We start from the raw sequence: 19253 nt of genomic DNA on the forward strand, positions 1-19253 counted from the left end.
AAATGATTGGTATGAAGAAGGGAAAGGCGGACTCGTTTATTTCGTGTAATAGCTGGTGTCGCCTTCATAGGAAGCCCGCAGGATGTCGATCATATCATTGACCATCGGCACGCGCGGATTGGCTGGGGAGCACTGGTCCTCGTAAGCCAGATAAGCGATCTTTTCCTTCGCGGCGTCCCAGGCCTTCGCATCCAGCCCCTGTTCCTTGAAGCTCATCTTGATGCCGCAGTCCGCGCCCAGATCCGCGCAGGCTTTGGCGTAAGCGACGACGCCTTCTTCAACCGTGTTGAACTTCAAGCCGATCAAGCGGGCCAGTTCCGCGTATTTCTCATCGGCTTTGTAATAGTTGTATTTCGGCCAGACGCCCGGCTTTTCCGGCTTGGTTCCGTTATAGCGGATGACGTATGGCAGTAAGATCGCGTTGGCGCGGCCGTGCGGCACGTGGAATTCAGCGCCGATCTTGTGCGCCAGAGAATGGTTCATGCCTAAGAATGCGTTGGCGAAGGCCATGCCCGCTAAGGTTGCGGCGTTATGCATCTTTTCGCGCGCTTCCGGGTCATTCTTGCCGTTGGCAACCGCCCGCGGCAGATATTCGAAGACCATCTTGATCGCCTGCAGCGCCAGACCATCGGTGAAGTCGGAGGCCAGCGTGGAAACATAGGCTTCTGTGGCATGCGTCAGCACGTCCATGCCGGTGTCGGCGGTAATCGAAGCCGGCAGACTCATCGTCAGCGCCGGGTCGACGATCGCGACAGTCGGCGTCAGGGAGTAGTCGGTCAGCGGGTATTTCTTGTTTTCCTCTTTATCGGTAATGACGGCGAACGGCGTTACTTCTGAACCGGTGCCGGAAGTCGTCGGGATGCAGACCAGCTTGGACTTTTTGCCCAGTTCCGGATAGCGGAAGGCCCGCTTGCGGATGTCCATGAACTTCTGCTTCAGATCGTCAAAGTTGACGTCCGGCTGTTCGTAGAATAACCACATGCCCTTCGCCGCGTCCATCGAGGAACCGCCGCCGATCGCGATGATCGTATCTGGCCGGAACGCCTGCATCAGGCTCAGGCCCTTCTTGACGGTCTGGATGGACGGATCCGGTTCGACGTCGCAGAACAGCTGAACCTGAACCTTGTTGCGGCGCTGTTCCAGCTGATCGGTAACGCGGGTGACATAGCCCAGATCGACCATCGAGCGGTCGGTAACGATGAAGACCCGCTCCACGTCCCGCATGCTGTGGAGATATTCGATGGAATCTCTTTCAAAATAGATCTTGGACGGCACTTTAAACCACTGCATATTGTTTCTCCTCTTTCCGATCTTCTTGATGTTCAGCAGGTTGACGGCGCTGACGTTATCCGATACGGAGTTGTGGCCGTAAGAGCCGCAGCCCAGGGTCAGGGATGGGATAAAGGAGTTGTAGACGTTGCCGATGCCGCCGAAGGTGCTCGGTGAATTCCAGATGATCCGGCAGGCTTTGATCCGTTCGCCGAAGCGCTTCGCCAAATCCGCGTTGGCAGTGTGGATGGCGGCGCTGTGACCGATGCCGTTGAACATGACCATCGCTTCCGCCTTATCGAACCCATCTTCGACCGCTTCCGCTTTCAGCATGGCCAGCACCGGCGATAATTTCTCGCGGGTCAGCGGTTCGTTCGGTCCGACTTCCTTGCATTCGACGATGATGATGCTGGTGCGCGGATTGACGGTGAAGCCGGCCCGCTCGGCGATCCAGGCGGCGGACTTGCCAACAATATCCGGATTCAGCTTGGCTGCGCCGACATTTTTGGTGAAGGCCTTGACGCCGAACATGTACTGCTCGAGCATTTCTTTTTCTTTCTTATTTGCATAGTGGACATTGTAATTTTTGAACTGATCCTTGACGTCGTCATAGATTTCCTTGTCGACGATGACGGCTTGTTCCGATGCGCAGATCATGCCGTTGTCAAACGCTTTGGACAGCGCGATGTCGTTGACGGCCTGCTTGATATCGGCGGTCGTTTCAATGTAAGCCGGAACGTTGCCCGCGCCGACGCCCAGGGCCGGCTTGCCGCAGCTGTACGCCGCCTTGACCATCGCGTTGCCGCCGGTAGCCAGGATCGTTGCGACGCCCGGATGATTCATCAGCGCCGAGGTTGCTTCCATGCTCGGATGTTCGATCCACTGAATGCAGTTTTTCGGCGCGCCTGCTTTGACCGCCGCTTCATAGACGACCTTGGCGGCCGCAACGGAGCACTGCTGGGCATTCGGATGGAAACCGAAGATGATCGGGTTTCTCGTCTTCAGACAGATCAAACTCTTGAAAATTGCGGTGGACGTCGGATTGGTGACCGGGGTGACGCCGGCGACGACGCCGACTGGTTCGGCGACATAGGTTAATCCCTGAACCTCGTCTTCCTTGATGACGCCGACCGATTTCAGATGCCGCATATGGTTGACAACATATTCGCAGGCGAACAGATTCTTGGTGGCCTTGTCTTCAAAGACGCCGCGCTTGGTTTCCTCAATCGCCAGTTTGGCTAATTCGCCGTGTTTATCCAGGGCTGCGACCGAACATTTGGCGACGATGTAGTCGACCTGGTCCTGATCCAGCTTTAAAAAGTCATCCAGGGCTTTCAAGCCGTTTTCAACTAATTGATTGACTTCCGCCTGAGCCGGGCTAAGTGTTTCTTCCATCAGAATATCCTCCTTGTTGTGAATTGTTTCACTTGTCTTTACGGGTGTGATTATAGCATGTCGAAATGGACGTTGCAATAGGCTTATGACAACTTTTTCACAAGTAAACGGTTACATTGGAAAAATGTTTTTCCGGTACCGCTTACATCAAAATTCTTCAAAAATCGACAGAATTCCGACGGCCTGCCCAGCTGAAAAAGCCGCCGCCGCATATCGTAGCAGTGGAGGTGACAGCGATGCAATATGGTACTTTAATCGTAGAAGTAACCGTCGCTCAGCAAGCACTGCCGATCGAAGGCGCGGCGATCTTGGTGACTAACGAAGATCAGACCATCAACCTGCGGTTAAGCAGCGGAGCGAACGGGAAGAGTCCGGTAATTCGAATCGAAGCGCCCGACCGCGAGTTGAGCTTGAATCCCGACAACCAGACAACCCCGTACGCGCAGGTGCATGTAACGGTGTCCAAGGCCGGATTTGCGGACCGGACATTCCGCAACGTTCAGATTTTTGCGCAGGAGGAAGCGCTGCTGCAGGTGGACCTGCTCAATGCCGACGAGGAACTGGCCCCGCAGTTTGAGGAATTCATCGAGATTCCCGAACATGCCCTGACCCGTTCCATGGCCCGTTCCTGCGGCTGCTCGCGCGGGGGCTGCTGCGGCTTTAACGAGAGTGTTGCCGCGGGCGATGCCGAGGAATCAATCGCGCCGTACATTCTGGATTATCCGATTATCCCGAAATATGTAACCGTGCATCTGGGCCGGCCGACATCCAATGCCCAGAATGTGACGGTAACCTTCAAGGACTACATTAAGAATGTAGCGTCCAGCGAAATTTATCCGACCTGGCCGGAACAGAGTCTGCGCGCGAATATCTACTGTCAGATTTCACTGTGCTTGAACCGTGTGTATACCGAATGGTACCGCAGCCGCGGTTATTCGTTCGATATCACCAACAGCACGGCGTTCGATCAGTATTTCGTGTATGGCCGGGATATTTTTACCAGCATCAGCAAGATCGTCGACGATATTTTCAACGAATATATCCGCAAGGTAAACACGGTCAATCCGTATTATGCGGAATATTGCGACGGCCGGCAGGTATGGTGCAAAGGCTTAAAGCAATGGGGCACCGTCGATCAGGCGAACAAGGGGCTCAACGCTTTCGAAATCCTGCAATATTATTATGGCGACGATATTGAATTGATTGACACAAGCCGGATCGAAGGGGTTACCGGATCGTTCCCGGGCTTGAATCTGCAGCGCGGCGTGCGCAGCGACAGCGTGGCGATCATCCAGAATCAGCTGAACCGGATTGCCGTGAACTATCCGAACATTCCGCCGACCTATCCGATCGACGGCATTTTCGGGGAAGGTACGGAAAATGCGGTCAGGGCGTTTCAGCGTCAGTTCTCGCTGACGGCGGACGGCATTGTCGGCAAAGCGACGTGGTATAAAATTTCCTATATCTATGTAGCGGTGAAAAAGCTGGCCGAACTGAGTTCTGAAGGTGTTGAGGACCGGCTGCCGGGCGTCTATCCGGGAAGAGCGCTGCGTCAGGGCGACCGCAATGTCTATGTGCAGGAAATTCAGTTTTACCTGCAGAAGATCGCGCTGTTTACCTCGCGCGTGCCGACGGTGAAGATCGACAGCAGCTTCGGCGCTTCGACCCGCAATGCTGTCGTGGCATTTCAGCGGCTGGCAGGCTTAACGCCGGACGGCATCGTGGGCCGGCAGACCTGGGATACCCTGGTGCGGGCGTATCGGGAAACGCAGTCGATCGTCCCGCCGCTCTCACAGAAGATTCCGGCCTATCCGGGAACGTCGCTGCGCTTAGGCAGCCGCGGTGAGAATGTCAGCATCATGCAGATGGCGCTGAATGTAATCAATCAGGGCTGGGGCAATTCCAATCAGCTGGTCGTCGACGGGATCTTTGGTGCGGCGACGGAAGCGGCGGTGCGGGCGTTCCAGACCCGCGTGGGCTTAACGGCCGACGGGATCATCGGACGAAATACCTGGGGTGCGATTTCCGAACAGTACAGCATTGCGACCAACAACGCGGTGGCTTTGTCGGAACAGAATTTCGAGTTGTACCGGTTCTTATATGAGAACTATACAAGCTTGATGTATTCCGTGGATAACGATCAGTCGAATTTATAACGAGAATCTTCACGTAACGAGAATCTTCACGGCAGGAATTGAATTAAGCCATGAAAAAGGTTCGCCTGTAAGCGCGGACCTTTTTCTGTCTGGATTGCGTGAGGAACAATCGCATTCGCGATGCGTCAGACTGCGGCGGAGGATGCTGCAGGAGGCTTAAGTGCGGGCGGCCTGTAAAAATAAAAAGATGCCGCAAGTCGGGCATCCAGAATAAAGCTTCATGAATTTCCAAGTCAATAACGAACGGTAAACCGTTTTTCTTTTAATTGAGTAGGGATCGGCTTGCAACTGAGGTTTTCGACCTGGATAAACCGGTCGCCCCTGCGGATCCGGCTCAGCAGTTGATGCAAAGCTGCGGTTTCGCCCTGCAGCTCCATTTCCACCATCCCGTTTTCCATGTTGCGGATCCAGCCTGTAATTTGCAGCGAATTGGCCAGCGACTGGACAAACCATCGAAAGCCCACGCCCTGGACCTGTCCCTGAACTACGGCATATATTCTTTCCATGATGTCTCCGCCCTTTCTGCTTTTATGAATATGGTTCACCCTTGTTTAATCTCATTGTACTGCGAAGAAGGAAGGCCTGTCCAGCGAAGAACGTGCTGAAAATATGAATTTTCAAGATGATAAGTTTCTGTTTTCCGGTTACAATAAGATTGAGGTCAAAAATCCGATCTGCTGGAAGATGGATGCGCAAAACAGACTTTAAAAATCTGATCAGCCTGATCAAAGAGCTCCTGGCCGCAAACAGAAAATGAATTGGGCTACACTTGTGTTTAAATGTCTAATTCTGGAAGATGAATGCTTGACAGTTCTTCAACTGAATGATATATTACGCTTGCCATTGGATCAATGGGGAGTAGCTGCGCAGCGATGCGTGCTGTATTCGTCATCACGATCTGTTCTTACAGATCCGGATGCAGCAATCAGAAATGATGGGCAAGACCGTTATCTTCAGGTTTTGAAGGTAGGCTTGCCTTTTTTTGTGAAGGCAGCGAAGGAGGAAGATGTAGATGAAAACCAGTCAAACCGCGCAGGAAGTGATCGAGGAATTAGGCAGCGATCTGAGTGCCGGGCTTACCGAGCAACAAGTAAAGGAACGGACAGAACGATATGGGTATAACGAACTGCAGGAAGTCAAGAAGGATTCTTTGCTGAAACGTTTCTTATTGCAGTTTACCGATCCGCTGATCATCGTTTTGATCTTGGCGGCACTGATTTCCATTATTGTGGATCCGGGCGAGTGGATCGACAGCTTGATCATTGTGATCGTTGTGCTGTTCAACGCAATACTGGGCGTCGTGCAGGAAAATAACGCGGAGAAATCGCTGGAAGCGCTGAAGAAGATGAGCGCGCCGCAGGCGAAGGTTATCCGCGGGGGACAGAAAAGAGTGATTCCGTCCCGGGAGCTGACCGTCGGGGACGTTGTGCTGCTGGAAGCGGGCGATTTTATTCCCAGCGACGGCCGGATTGTGGAATCCTTTAATTTACAGATCGACGAATCAGCGCTGACCGGCGAATCGGTGCCGGTCAATAAGACCAGCGAAGCGCTGGGGCAGGACGATGTTCCGCTAGGCGACCGCAAGAACATGGCGTTCTCCAGCACGGTGGTTACCTATGGCCGGGGCACGATGGTCGTCACGGCGATCGGCATGGAAAACGAAGTCGGCAAGATCGCCGGCATGTTGATGAACAGCGGCAAGGAAACCACACCGCTGCAGAACAAGCTGGCGCAGATTTCCAAAACGATCGGCATGCTTTGCTTAGTGATCTGCGCCGTCGTCTTTGGTATGGAAATGTTCAGCGGTATGGGCGTGCTGGAAGCATTTAAGACCGCAGTAGCGCTGGCCGTGGCGGCGATTCCGGAGGGACTGGCCACTGTCGTGACGATCGTTTTGGCGCTGGGCGTCAACAAGATGGTCAAATGCAACGCGATTGTCCGGAAACTGCCGGCGGTCGAAACGCTGGGTTCGGCGAGCATCGTCTGTTCGGATAAAACCGGTACGCTGACGCAGAACAAAATGACGGTCGTGAAGACTTATCTGCCGGAAGCGGGCATTCAGGATTTTAAAGCGGAAACTGCCGGAGATGACGTAAAAGAATTAATGCGCTGGTTCACGCTGTGCTCGGATGGCGAAGTGATTCCGGAAGCGGGGAAACTGAAAATGATCGGCGACCCGACGGAAACCGCGCTGGTGGAAGCCAGCTATAAAATGGGCGAAACCAAGCCGGAACTGGCGAAGACGTATGTCCGCAGCGAGGAACTGGCCTTTGATTCTTCCCGGAAGATGATGACCGTGTTCTATCAGACGGACGAGGGGATTCTGGCGATTACCAAAGGCGGACCGGATATCGTGTTAGGCCGGTGTGAGAATTTCGCGGGCAAAGCGGCGGCGGAGGAAGCCAACGAGACGATGGCGAAAGATGCGCTGCGGGTGCTGGCGGTCGCGGTGCGGCGTTGGGATGCGATTCCGGAAAATCTGGACAGTGAAAATGTTGAGAATCATCTGACGTTTGTCGGCTTGTGCGGCATGATCGACCCGCCGCGCGACGAAGTCCGCGATGCGATTGCGCAGGCGAAGCATGGCGGCATCCGGACGATCATGATCACCGGCGACCATGTTGTCACGGCGACAGCGATCGCGAAGAATTTAGGAATTCTCGAACCCGGCCAGAAGGCCATTTCCGGCCCTGAGCTGAGCGCGATGAGCGATGAAGAACTAAAAGTTCAGATCGAACAGATTTCCGTGTATGCCCGGGTAGCCCCGGAGCATAAGGTGCGGATTGTCAAGGCATGGCAGGACAAAGGGCATGTCGTTGCGATGACGGGCGATGGCGTCAACGATTCGCCGGCGTTAAAAGCGGCGGATATCGGCTGTGCGATGGGCATTACCGGTACGGATGTCGCCAAGGGTGCGGCGGACATGGTGCTGACTGACGACAATTTTGCGACGATCATTCATGCCGTGCGTCAGGGCCGCGGAATTTACGATAACATCCGCAAGGACGTTCAATTCCTGTTGTCGAGCAACATCGGCGAAGTGCTGACAATCTTCGGCGCTTCCTGTATATCTCTGATTCCGGGATGGAATCTGGGTGTTCCGCTGATACCGGTGCATCTGTTATGGATCAACTTGATCACCGATTCCCTGCCGGCCTTTGCGATCGGGATGGAAGAACCGGAACCGGATATTATGAACCGCAAGCCGCGCAGCAAGGATGAAAGCTTCTTCGCACACGGCCTGGGCTGGACGATTGCCTGGCAGGGCGTGATGATCGGTACCTTGACCTTGATTTCCTATATTTTAGGCAACCGGGACGCACATGAGATCGGCATGACGATGGCGTTTGTGACGCTGGCGTTGTCGCAGCTATTCCATTCGTTTAATGTTAAGAGCGAACACAGTATCTTCTCCAAGCAGATCTTCTCCAATAAGTATTTGTGGGGCGCCTTTGCGGTCGGCGTCGGTTTGCAGCTGTTAGTCATGTATGTGCCGTTCCTGGCGAGCGCCTTCTCAATGGCGGCGTTAGATCCAAGTCATTTGATGATCGCGGTCGGACTGGCATTTGTGCCGGTGATCGTCGTCGAGATCACAAAGCTGGCGCACCGGATGTCCCAACGTTAATCGGGACTCAGCTTGCAAGGGTGTTTCAGCAAATATCAGAAATAAAAAAAGAGATCAGAGAAAAGCGGACCGATGAGGAGGCTTCTTCTCTGATTTTTTCATTATTCAGTTTTTCTCAGTATTGCTTTCCCGCGCTTAAACTCAATATCCGGTTATTTACATTTTGTTTCATGAAAATATGTAATTGATATGAAAGAATACTGAAAAACTCGTTGTGAGCATACACCAGTAGTGCTAGAATGGGGATATTAGAAAAGAGGATGACAACGATGACACGAGTTTACAATTTCAGCGCTGGACCCAGCCAGCTGCCAACCGAGGTCTTACAGAAATGTGCTGCCGAACTGATGGAGTACGGAATTTCCGGGCAATCCGTCATGGAGATGAGTCATCGCTCCTCCTCTTTCCTTGAAATCATTGAAACGACGGAGCGGCGGCTGCGTTCGCTGCTGCGGATTCCAAAGTCTTATCAAGTGCTGTTTCTGCAGGGCGGGGCGTCGCTGCAGTTTACGATGGTACCGATGAACCTGTTGAAACCAGGCGGAAAAGTGGGCGTGATCCATACCGGAGCCTGGACGAAAAAAGCGATTGCGGAGTGCCGCAAGATCGGCGGCTGCGAGATCTTAGCCAGCAGCGAGGCGGAACACTTCACGGCAATTCCGAAGGGCGTGAAAATTCCGCAGGATCTGGACTATGTGCATATCTGTGAGAACAATACGATCTACGGGACAAAATATAAGGAACTGCCGGAATGCGGGAACGTGCCGCTGGTCGCGGATTGTTCCAGCTGCATTTTAAGCGAACCGATGGAAATTTCCCGCTATGGCCTGATTTTCGCGGGGGCGCAGAAAAATATGGGGATCGCAGGTCTGACGGTTGTGATCGTGCGGGAAGATCTGATTCAGGAGCGTCCGGAGATTCCGTCGATGCTGAGCTATGCCGTGCAGGCGAAAAACAAGTCGATGTTCAATACACCGCCGACCTTTGCGATTTATCTGCTGGGACTGGTGCTGGAATGGATCGAAACCCGGTTTCATGATTTAGCGGCGTTGAAGGCGGTCAATCAACAGAAGGCGGTGCTGCTTTATGATCAGATCGACCAATCCCGGCTGTTTACCAATCCGGTCCGTCCGGAAGATCGTTCGATCATGAACGTGCCGTTTGTCACCGGCGACGCTGCGTTGGACGCGAAGTTCATCGCCGCGGCGCAGGCGGAAGGGCTGGTCAACCTGAAAGGCCATCGCTCGGTCGGCGGCATGCGCGCTTCAATCTACAACGCGATGCCGTTGGAAGGGGTGCAAAAGCTGGTCGATCTGATGCGGCGCTTTGAGGAGGAGAACCGAGGATGTTAACAATCCGATGTCTGAATAAAATTGCCGAGGCGGGATTGGCGCAGTTTCCGCAAGCCTCCTATCAGTTTACAGAACAAGCCGGTGCGGAAGACGCGATTTTAGTGCGCAGCGCGGATTTAAAAGAAATGGATTTCGGAGCCGGTCTGAAAGCGATCGCCCGGGCTGGAGCGGGAACGAACAACATTCCGACTGCGCGGTGCAGCGAAGCGGGAATCGTCGTGTTCAATACGCCGGGCGCGAATGCCAATGCCGTTAAAGAACTGGTCTTGGCGGGGTTGTTGATGTCAAGCCGGCCGGTCATTCCGGCGATCAACTGGATCGAATCGTTAGGCAGCGTGACGGATTTAGCGCAGCGGGTTGAGCAAGAGAAAAGCCGGTTTGTCGGAACGGAACTGAAGGGGAAAACGCTGGGCGTGATCGGTTTGGGCGCGATCGGGATTCTGATCGCCAATCTGGCGGCGGAGCTGGATATGCAGGTCGTCGGCTATGATCCTTATATTTCCGTTGACGCGGCCTGGAAGCTTTCCCGTCAGGTGCGGCACGCGGAAAGTCTGGAAACGGTGCTGAAGACGGCGGACTATGTGACGATTCATGTGCCGCTGACGCCACAGACAAAGAATTTAATCGCTGCCGGCCAGTTAAAATGGATGAAGACTAAAGCGGTGCTGCTCAACTTTGCGCGCGGCGGTCTGGTTCAGGAAGACGCCGTGCTGGCGGCGCTGGCAGCCAGGCAGATCCGCGGTTACGTTACGGATTTTCCAAGTCCGGCTTTGGCTGGGAAGCCGGGCGTAACTTTAATTCCGCATTTAGGCGCTTCGACGGAGGAAGCGGAGGAAAACTGCGCGGTGATGGCGGCGCAGGAATTGATCGATTATCTGGAGAACGGAAACATCCGGAACGCTGTGAATCTGCCCGACGTTGTCATGGAGCGCAGCGGTCAGGCCCGGCTCTGCTGCTTCCATCGGAATGTACCGAACATGCTGGCGCACATCTCCGGCATGATCTCGAAGCAGGGGATCAATATTGAAAATCTGCTCAGCCGCTCGCAAGGGGAATTTGCCTATACGTTAGTGGATGTAGATACTCCGGCGGTGGAGGGAATCGCTGCCACGCTGCGTCAGCAGCCTGAGATCCTGCGCGTGCGGGTTTTAGTTTAAAAGTGTCTGGGAAAAGAACAGGTCATCTTCTGCGAGGGTGTCCCTCGGTAGATTTTCATTCCTTTTCCATGAAAAAATCATTCAATTTGAATCAAAGCTTGCAAAAAAAATTTCAGATGGCTATAATAACTACTAGAAAGCGGTTTAACTAAAGGATTAGTAACAGAAGAACCTGGGAAAAGAGAGGAATGGTGACCCGCTGAGAGCCGTTCTGCCCGGCAGGTTTCTGCGAATTCACCTTTATAGTGGGAGTAATGATCCCCGTCTTCCTCACGTTACAGGGAAAATTAAGGTGTATCTTTGTGTCGGCGGACGCGTTGGTGTCGGCAGGCAGGGCAAGGATAAATCAGGATGGTACCGCGAGCCGTCGTTCCTGAATCAGGAACGACGTTTTTTATTTTTGTAAAGGAACAAAGGAGAACCGATTATGGAAAAAGTTCAGCAAGTCCAGGCTCAGGCGCTGGAAGAAATCAAAGCCTGCGAAGATTTGCAGCAGCTGCAGCAGATCCGGGTGACGACGCTGGGGAAGAAAGGCCCAATTCAGTCGCTGATGACGATGATGAAGGATCTTTCCCCGGAAGAAAAACCGGCTTTCGGTCAGGAAGTCAACGAATGCAAGAAAGCCGTTGCCGCCGCGATTGAGGCGAAAATGGCGGTGCTTGAAAAAGCGGCGATGAACCGCAAGCTCGAAGAAGAAAAAATCGACATCACGCTGCCGGGCGTGCCGTTTCGCACCGGGACGCTGCATCCGCTGACGCTGATCAGCCAGGAAATCGAAGATCTGTTCATCGGCATGGGCTACACCGTCGCCGAAGGTCCGGAAGTCGAACTCGATTTCTACAACTTCGAACGCGCCAACATCCCGGCTGATCACCCTGCCCGCGATATGCAGGATACGTTCTACATCAATCCGAAGGAGCTGCTGCGCACGCATACCACGGCGATTCAGATGCGCGAGCTGGAAAAGGCCCATGGCCAGCTGCCGATCAAGGTCATCTGCCCGGGTAAAGTCTACCGCCGCGATGACGACGATGCGACTCACTCCCATCAGTTCATGCAGGCGGAAGGTCTGGTCGTCGGCGAGAATATCACGCTGACCGACCTGAAGGGCACGCTGCAGTTCATGGCCGACCGGATGTTCGGCAAAGGCCGCCAGATCCGTTTCCGTCCTTCGTATTTCCAGTTCACCGAGCCAAGCGTCGAGGTCGACGTCAGCTGCCACATCTGCGGCGGCAAGGGCTGCCCGGTCTGCAAAGGCACCGGCTGGATCGAAGTGCTCGGCGCCGGGATGGTGCATCCGAACGTGCTGGAAATGGCGGGCTTTGACTCGACGAAATGCTCCGGCTTCGCCTTCGGCGTCGGCATCGAGCGTGTCGCGATGCTGAAATACGGCGTTGACGATATCCGTAATTTCTATATTAACGATACCCGGTTCCTCAAAATGTTCGATCGTTTTGACTAATCGCTGAAGGAGGAAAAAAGAAAATGAGAATGAGTATGAACTGGCTGAAGGAATACGTCAATCTGGACGGCGTCACCCCGGAAGCCTTAGCTGAGAAATTAACGATTGCCGGACTGGAAGTCGAAGGCATCGAAAAAATGGCCGAAGGCACCAATCTGGTCATCGGTCAGGTTCTGACCTGCGAGAACCACCCCGACAGCGATCATCTGCACGTCACGACGGTCAATGTCGGCGATGAAGTGCTGAATATCGTCTGCGGCGCGCCGAATGTCCGGGCGGGACAGAAAGTCATCGTATCCAAGGTCGGAGCCGTGCTGGCCGGCGGCTTTGAAATTAAACCTGCCAAGGTGCGTGGCGTGGAATCCAACGGCATGATCTGCAGCCTGTCAGAGCTGGGCGTGGATAAAAAAGCCCAGACGGAAGAACAGCTAAGTGGAATTTACGTTTTTGACGACGAGGCGCCAGTGGGGGAAACCCGGGTTCTGGAATACCTGGGATTGGACGATACGATCCTGGATATCGGTTTGACGCCGAATCGTGCAGACTGCAACGCGATGTGGAATCTGGCGAAGGAAGTGGGCGCGGTGCTGCACCGCGAGGTGACCTGGCCAGACTGCAAGTCCGCCAGTCAGATCGGCACGCCCGGCAATTTCAAAGTTGCCAGCAAGACGGAAAAATGTCCGGTATTCGTAGGCAAGGTCGTCAATCACGTGAAGGTAGGCCCTTCGCCGAAATGGCTGTCCAACTATCTGCATGCCTATGGCATCAAATCGATCAACAACGTCGTCGATATCTCCAACTTCGTCATGGTCGAAACCGGCCAGCCGCTGCACTACTATGATTTAAGCAAGCTGCCGCATCATGAAATTACCGTTGTGGACGACGTTGAGATGACGATGCAGGCGCTGGATGGACAAGACTATGAAATTAAAAAGGGCGATCTGTTGATCACGACCGGCGGCGAACCGACGGGAATCGCCGGGATCATGGGCGGCGAGGAAAGCAAGATCGACGAATCGACGACCAGTATTTTCATTGAAGCCGCCGTTTTCAATGCGGTATCAATCCGCAACACTTCACGCCGGCTGGGCTTGAGCACGGAAGCCGCGATGCACTTCACCAAAGGCGTGGAGCCGATGGCGCCGATCAAAGCGGTTGACCGTTCTGTTCAGCTGTTAAAAGAACTGGCGGAAGCCGACGGTTTTGAAGAAAATGTTCTGGTGGGAACGATTGAGGAACCGGTGAAAACTGTTAGCGAAACGCTGACTCACTGCAATACGTTGTTAGGCACAGAATTCACGATGGATCAGGTGCTGGGCGTTTTGAAGGATCTCGATCTCAATCCGGTCCAGGACGGCGACTGCTTTACCTGCACGATCCCGTCTTACCGCACGGATTTAAACATCCGCGAAGACATCGACGAAGAAATCATCCGCCTGTTAGGCTATGAAGACCTGAAAACCACGCTGCCGACGATGGAAGCGACGGCCGGGCAGCTGACGGAACGGCAGGCGATGCGCCGCAATCTGCGCAGCTCGCTGAATGGACTCGGACTTTCCGAAGTCATCACCTATACGCTGGTATCGCAGAAAGCGATCGACAATGCACTGATGCCGCTGGGCGAGGCGGTCGCTCTGGCTGCGCCGATGAGCGAGGAACGCAAATATGTCCGAACCTCGCTGATTATGAGCTTGTTAGAATGTCTGGCTTACAATCAGAATCATAAGAATGAAAACGTGAATCTGTTTGAAATCTCCAACGTCTATGCGGTCAATACCCAGCAGGAACGGCTGGCGATCGTGATGTCGGATTCATTGCAGAATTCCAAGCTGAACCGAATCGATATCCGCAGCGATTTCTTCGCGGCCAAGGGCGTATTGACAGAGACGCTGCGCAGACTGGGCTTTGCAGCGGAACGATTAAGCTTTAAGGAAAATGATCAGGATGTGGAACATTTCCATCCTTACCGCAGTGCCTGCGTGATGCTGGGAAATCAGCTGCTGGGCGTCCTGGGCGAAATCCATCCAGTCCTGGCGAAGGAGCTGGGGATCGGCAAAGCGGTCTATGGGGAATTCAACCTGGAGCTGTTGTTGGCCAGCAAGGCCAGCAAGGTCAAATTCAGTGCGATCAATCGGTTCCCGGCCGTTCACCGCGACATCGCTTTAGTCGTGAGGGAAGAAGTGAAGGCGGAGCAGCTGATGAAGGCGATCAAGGCGGCAGGCAAGCGCATGGTCAAACAGGTCGAGGTTTTCGACGTCTATCAGGGTGAACATGTCGAAAGCGGCAAGAAATCGGTAGCGCTGTCGATCACCTATCAATCGGAAGATCACACGCTGACCGATCAGGAAATTCAGGACGTGCATCAGACGGTTCTGGCTCGTCTGGAAAAGGATTGCCAGGCTGTGCTGCGCGGTTGATTCACAATTCAGTTTTCGAACAAGATCCGGTGAAAATCGGGTCTTTATTTATGCAAAAAGATGTAAAATTGAGCTTGCATGGAATCCCTGATGAAGCCGTGGTTAATCATTTCGTTCATCCGTCGATATATTTTTTTCCAAACTCTGAAAAACTCTGAAATCCCCTCTTGTCTTTGATTCAAGAGTGCGGTAATATGAAGAAGTTCACGTTTTTGGTGAAAGAGAGGGAAGTTTTGTGGTTGAATTTAACAATGAAGAGATGCAAGGTGAAAGACGTGAGACCTTTGTTATCCAGGCTGATCGCTTTGGTGAGGACAGTGCGTTAAACAGTGTCCGGGAGAAGCTTCGGCCCTTATTAAAAAGAGGATTTGCCGGGTTTGCGGAAAAGCGGATGACGCAGTGCGGAACGCTGAATCCCTATTTGTACCGGGCTTCCTTAGTTCGGGCAACGGCAATTTTAGGCGGCCATTTGGTCTGGAATCAAGGCGAAGACTGGTTGGTCAGTGAAGAAAGACAGATTTTACTGAAGGAAACTTCGCTGGAAGGTACGGCCTGGCTGGTTGCTTTGTTATATTATATGACGATGTTTGAAACAGGAGCGAAGTTAATCATCGAAGCTCCGGAGCAGGGCTTGAATTTGAATCAGCAGAAAATGTTGAGCGAAATGATGGTGTTGTATGAAGCGGTGGATGGCGTCGTCGCGATCACGAAATCGGATTCGCCGTATTTTCAGATCAATCAGGCGGAAGCCTTGCCGCAGGCAGATCATCGCGATTGATTCACACAGGATGTAAATGCAAGAACGAGGCTCAATGATGAATCTAATAAAAAAGATCAGATTCCAGAAATGGCTGGATATTCTGATCTTTTTTCGTTATCGTCCGGGACTGGACAAGTTCGCCTTGGTTCGTGTTCAGCTAAACTGGACAGTGAACGAGAGGGAAGAAAGTCATTTTTTGGAAAGGCTGGTTAGTTGGCGTTTTCTACGGCGCTGATCAGAGCCACCAGCGGGGAATTCCAATAGATCGCCACTTCGTTGGTTGAATAGCTTTCCGCATCATCGACATAACACTTGGCCGGTGCGGTGTCGCCGTTAAACAGCGACTGGGTTATCGGATCCTCAAGCGCGGAATCCGGACCGCCGACCAGCGCGCCGGGTAGCAGAGCATTTGCCGCGGAGGCAGGGCGGTGATGGAGGTGCTGGGGAGAATGGATTCCGGAATTGGTCACAAAGGAGAGATTCAGGCTGTTGCGGCCCAACAGATAATGGAGATGATCCGCCGCGCTGTTGACATAGTTGACGTTGGCGCGGATATCGTTGGCCAGGGCCAGAATTAAACCGTTGTTGGCGATATCGGCATTGCTGCCCCAGGCGTATGCGGAATACAGGGAAACAAAATAGCCGTCGTTGGACGTGGCGTTGAGGACCTGTTCGGCATCGGTGATCAGTTTGGACAGCAGTTGTTGATAGAAAGTGGAATCGGTGTTTTGAATATTGGAAAGTTTTAACATCAGGTAGGTGCCATAAGAGCCCATCGTTTTCCACTGCACACCGGTCAGCTGATCGGCGCTGGCCTGGAATATCGTTTTTACGGAATCGAGGTATTTCTGTTCGCCGGTCACGGCGTAGAGGGCGGCGGAGGCGAGATAGCGCTCATCGGTATCGTTGTCGTCGCTGTATTGGCCGGCGGAAAAGCCTTCCGGATTGGTATAGACAGAAAGGCTGGCTGACTGCAGATAGTCCCAAGACAGCTTCGCGGCGTCCAGGCAGCGCTGGGCGAACTCAGGATCGATATCTTGATAGATCGAATAGGCCAAGGCCATCGCGCCGACAAAATCGCCGGTGGAGGTTGTCATTTCCTGCATGATATAGAGCGGCGCCTGATCGTGATCCGGCATGATAAAATCCGGAAATTGCGCGGTGACGACTTTATCATAAACGCCACCCCAGCCGTTCTGCATCTTTAACAGCCATTCTAACTCGACGCGGGCTTCATCAAGAATATCCGCGACGCCGTTGCCGCTTTCCGGAATGCCGATCGCGTCGGTGAACAGATGCGGGTTCATTTGGTAGGCGAGCATCAGGTCGATGACCGCTTTTGTCCCGGTCGGCACATAACGGCCGTAATCGCCGGCGTCATGCCAGCCGCCGCTGACATCCAGCTGCTGATCAGTGCCGTAGATCGTGGCAATCTGGGGGTGGCATTGTTCATGGGCGAAGGCTCCGGCCCAATCGGCGGTTAACGTCTGACCACAGCGCTGCAATGAGAGCATTTTGACGGTCTGATCCAGCAGGTTGTGGTACAGGTCTTCCTGAATTTCAAATTCGTAGGAGGTTCCGTTAAGCTGGGATTGCAGGCGGTAGCGGCCAGGGGTTGTGAAATCGCTGAAATCGCCGTAGAAGGTTGTTTCCTTCGTGCTTTCGTTGTACAGCTTCCGCAGAATCGGAGCGGTGTAGACGACGGCGTTGGTGTTGGCGTCGATCACCTGGAAGCAGTCCCCCTGATCGAACGGGAAAACAACTTTTTTCTGAGCGTTGGGCAGGTAGCCGGTCTGGTTGATTTTGATATTCGGCTCTGTCGGGCCATCAGAGGCTTCCTGAAGGATTAAATTGGAGATGGTGACTTCATGGTAGTCGTAGGTAGTTTCGGGCGTTGGCGCACCTGTATTGAAGGCGAGACGGCCGTTCCAGGAGGTGTTGCCCTGGATTTTGATGTCGAATTCGTAATGCGTGCCGTTTTCGGTGGCCGTCAGCATCTGCGTGAATTCGATCGCGCTGTCATCGACGTTCATGATGAACACCTCGACCGGGCGTTCGATCGTAGCGCTGAGGTCAAAGCTGAGGTGGTAGGTGACGCCGTGAATCAGCGGCAGGCCTTCGTGATAGGTCTGGACGCCGAAAATCTCGGTGCCGGGGGAGTTCATAATAATTTTAATGTTGGAAAAGGTGCTTTCGAGAATGCCGTAGCCGTCGGTGGACGTTAAGGCCCAGGTTGTTTCAAATTCCGGCTGGGCGATGGGGGCTTGAGTGATGGGTAAATCCACGACGCTGATGACCGGATTGGAGCTTGGTTCGGGCGTCGGTTTATTTTCAGCCTTGGAGCAGGCTGTCGTTAAGCATAGCAAGGCCAGCATGGAAATCAGAATTTTTTTCATTGAATCCCTCCTTCGATGAATAGTACTATGATACAACAAATAAAAAAAGAAAGGGGTGGAAAATTCTGATTGACTGAAAATTGTAATATTTTTAATTTTTATGATTTTTTTGTTATAATGTATTCAGCTACTAGAAATAGTAGTAAGAGGAAACTATATGCGAAAAATGTTAATTATTACTAATTCAACCCCAATTCAACCAAGAATTTATAAATTATCACAAATTTTTAAAGAAATGAAAATTGATTTAACTTATTTGGTGTGGGATTGTGAGAATGATCAAAATAAGTTTTTATCTGACAATATAATCTATCATTCTAAAAAAATAGGATATGGACATCCGATAAAAAAAGCCTTGGATTCAAAAAATATGATTATAAAAGCAAGACAGATAATTAAGGAGAAAGAAATTGATTCTATTTATGCTTTCAATATAGATTCAGCAATAGTAATGGCATTTAGTTGCTTAAATAAGAAGGATTTATTCACAATTTATGACGCTGCAGATTTACCTGTTATGGGAAAACATTTTATTGATAAGGGTTTAAGATTTTTCGATAGAATGATAAGCGAAAAGGCAAATGTGATATTTTTGGGTTCTAGATATTTTACAAGTTATTATAAAAACTATAAAAGTAAAACTATAGTGATAGAGAATAGGGTGACAAAAAATTACAAAAAAAATTTATATTATTCTGATGTGAATGCTAGGAAAAAACAAGTAAATAAGTTAATAATATCCTTTATTGGAATTGTGAGATACAAGGATATATTAATTAATTTGTTTAAAGCTACTCATAAATTGCCAGTTTTGATAAATATTTATGGAGGAGGTATGGATAAAGTATATTTAGAAAATTTTTGCAAGGAAAATAATTATGTGCATGTTAAATTTTGGGGATGGTATAATAATACAGATTTAGAGAAAATATATTTTGAATCAGATTTAATTTGGTCAGTATATCCAGCAAAAGGCTTAAACGAAGAATTAGCGATTAGTAATAAATATTTTGAGTCTATATATTATGAGAGACCGTGTGTTTTTGATCTTCGGAGTAAAGTCGGTGAACTTGCTGTAAAAAAAGATGTTGGTTTCATTGTTGACGGCTATGATGTAGAATCAATAAAAAGATTTTTTGAACAATTACTGAAAGAAAAAGATAAATTAAAGAATATGAGAGAAAACTGTTTAGAAAATATTGAATATTTTGAAGATTATTATAAACTTATTGAAGACAGATTATTTTAAGGAGAAATAGAATAA

General features: G+C 51.6%; 11 protein-coding genes. 8 read left to right on the forward strand and 3 right to left on the reverse strand.

Annotated elements, in window-relative coordinates:
- Positions 1–36: 36 nt before the first annotated feature.
- Positions 37–2664, reverse strand: a complete 2628-nt coding sequence (gene adhE, locus I2D94_RS06040) for a bifunctional acetaldehyde-CoA/alcohol dehydrogenase (protein ID WP_195395989.1) — start codon at positions 2662–2664, stop codon at positions 37–39.
- Positions 2665–2900: 236 nt separating this feature from the next.
- Between adhE and I2D94_RS06045 the strand changes: the two genes are divergently transcribed.
- Complete coding sequence (locus tag I2D94_RS06045) at positions 2901–4820, forward strand: peptidoglycan-binding protein (protein WP_229056779.1); 1920 nt, start codon at positions 2901–2903, stop codon at positions 4818–4820.
- Between the two features lie 233 nt (positions 4821–5053).
- Here the strand turns inward: I2D94_RS06045 and I2D94_RS06050 are convergent, their stop codons facing one another.
- A complete protein-coding gene (locus tag I2D94_RS06050; RefSeq protein WP_229056780.1) occupies positions 5054–5326 on the reverse strand; it encodes an acylphosphatase in 273 nt (90 codons plus the stop codon).
- 506 nt (positions 5327–5832) lie between these two features.
- On the opposite strand from I2D94_RS06050, the gene I2D94_RS06055 reads away from it, so the two are divergent.
- The 6 genes from I2D94_RS06055 (at position 5833) to I2D94_RS06080 (ending at position 15611) form a co-directional block, all read left to right on the forward strand.
- Positions 5833–8445: a calcium-translocating P-type ATPase, PMCA-type gene (locus I2D94_RS06055; protein WP_195395990.1), complete on the forward strand. Its 2613-nt coding sequence runs from the start codon at positions 5833–5835 to the stop codon at positions 8443–8445.
- Positions 8446–8714: 269 nt separating this feature from the next.
- Entirely contained in the window at positions 8715–9797 is a 1083-nt protein-coding gene (serC, locus tag I2D94_RS06060) for a 3-phosphoserine/phosphohydroxythreonine transaminase (protein WP_195395991.1), read from the forward strand.
- The gene (locus I2D94_RS06065) at positions 9791–10954 is read left to right on the forward strand and encodes a phosphoglycerate dehydrogenase (RefSeq protein ID WP_195395992.1); all 1164 of its coding nucleotides are present in this window, start codon (positions 9791–9793) and stop codon (positions 10952–10954) included. The genes serC and I2D94_RS06065 overlap by 7 nt, the downstream gene beginning before the upstream one ends.
- Positions 10955–11381: 427 nt before the next feature.
- Positions 11382–12416, forward strand: coding sequence for a phenylalanine--tRNA ligase subunit alpha (gene pheS, locus I2D94_RS06070; protein WP_072685946.1), 1035 nt, complete (start codon positions 11382–11384; stop codon positions 12414–12416).
- A 23-nt stretch (positions 12417–12439) separates the two neighbouring features.
- Positions 12440–14833, forward strand: coding sequence for a phenylalanine--tRNA ligase subunit beta (gene pheT, locus I2D94_RS06075; RefSeq protein ID WP_195395993.1), 2394 nt, complete (start codon positions 12440–12442; stop codon positions 14831–14833).
- A 235-nt stretch (positions 14834–15068) separates the two neighbouring features.
- Entirely contained in the window at positions 15069–15611 is a 543-nt protein-coding gene (locus I2D94_RS06080; RefSeq protein WP_072685949.1) for a hypothetical protein, read from the forward strand.
- Positions 15612–15802: 191 nt separating this feature from the next.
- On the opposite strand, the gene I2D94_RS06085 is transcribed toward I2D94_RS06080, so the two are convergent.
- Entirely contained in the window at positions 15803–17989 is a 2187-nt protein-coding gene (locus I2D94_RS06085; RefSeq protein WP_195395994.1) for a glycoside hydrolase family 9 protein, read from the reverse strand.
- Between the two features lie 157 nt (positions 17990–18146).
- Here I2D94_RS06085 and I2D94_RS06090 point away from each other — a divergent pair, with 157 nt between their 5' ends.
- On the forward strand, positions 18147–19238 hold the full coding sequence (locus I2D94_RS06090; RefSeq protein WP_072685953.1) for a glycosyltransferase: 1092 nt from the start codon (positions 18147–18149) through the stop codon (positions 19236–19238).
- Positions 19239–19253 lie beyond the last annotated feature (15 nt).

The sequence above is a fragment of the Holdemania sp. 1001302B_160321_E10 genome (genome assembly GCF_015552275.1).
GTDB lineage: Bacteria > Bacillota_I > Bacilli_A > Erysipelotrichales > Erysipelotrichaceae > Holdemania.

Bases quoted from the DNA above. Each gene is read 5' to 3' on its own strand.
- I2D94_RS06050 (WP_229056780.1), bottom strand. From the start codon at position 5,326: ATGGAAAGAATATATGCCGTAGTTCAGGGACAGGTCCAGGGCGTGGGC.
- pheS (WP_072685946.1), top strand. From the start codon at position 11,382: ATGGAAAAAGTTCAGCAAGTCCAGGCTCAGGCGCTGGAAGAAATCAAA.
- serC (WP_195395991.1), top strand. From the start codon at position 8,715: ATGACACGAGTTTACAATTTCAGCGCTGGACCCAGCCAGCTGCCAACC.
- I2D94_RS06055 (WP_195395990.1), top strand. From the start codon at position 5,833: ATGAAAACCAGTCAAACCGCGCAGGAAGTGATCGAGGAATTAGGCAGC.
- pheT (WP_195395993.1), top strand. From the start codon at position 12,440: ATGAGAATGAGTATGAACTGGCTGAAGGAATACGTCAATCTGGACGGC.
- I2D94_RS06085 (WP_195395994.1), bottom strand. From the start codon at position 17,989: ATGAAAAAAATTCTGATTTCCATGCTGGCCTTGCTATGCTTAACGACA.
- adhE (WP_195395989.1), bottom strand. From the start codon at position 2,664: ATGGAAGAAACACTTAGCCCGGCTCAGGCGGAAGTCAATCAATTAGTT.
- I2D94_RS06045 (WP_229056779.1), top strand. From the start codon at position 2,901: ATGCAATATGGTACTTTAATCGTAGAAGTAACCGTCGCTCAGCAAGCA.
- I2D94_RS06090 (WP_072685953.1), top strand. From the start codon at position 18,147: ATGCGAAAAATGTTAATTATTACTAATTCAACCCCAATTCAACCAAGA.
- I2D94_RS06065 (WP_195395992.1), top strand. From the start codon at position 9,791: ATGTTAACAATCCGATGTCTGAATAAAATTGCCGAGGCGGGATTGGCG.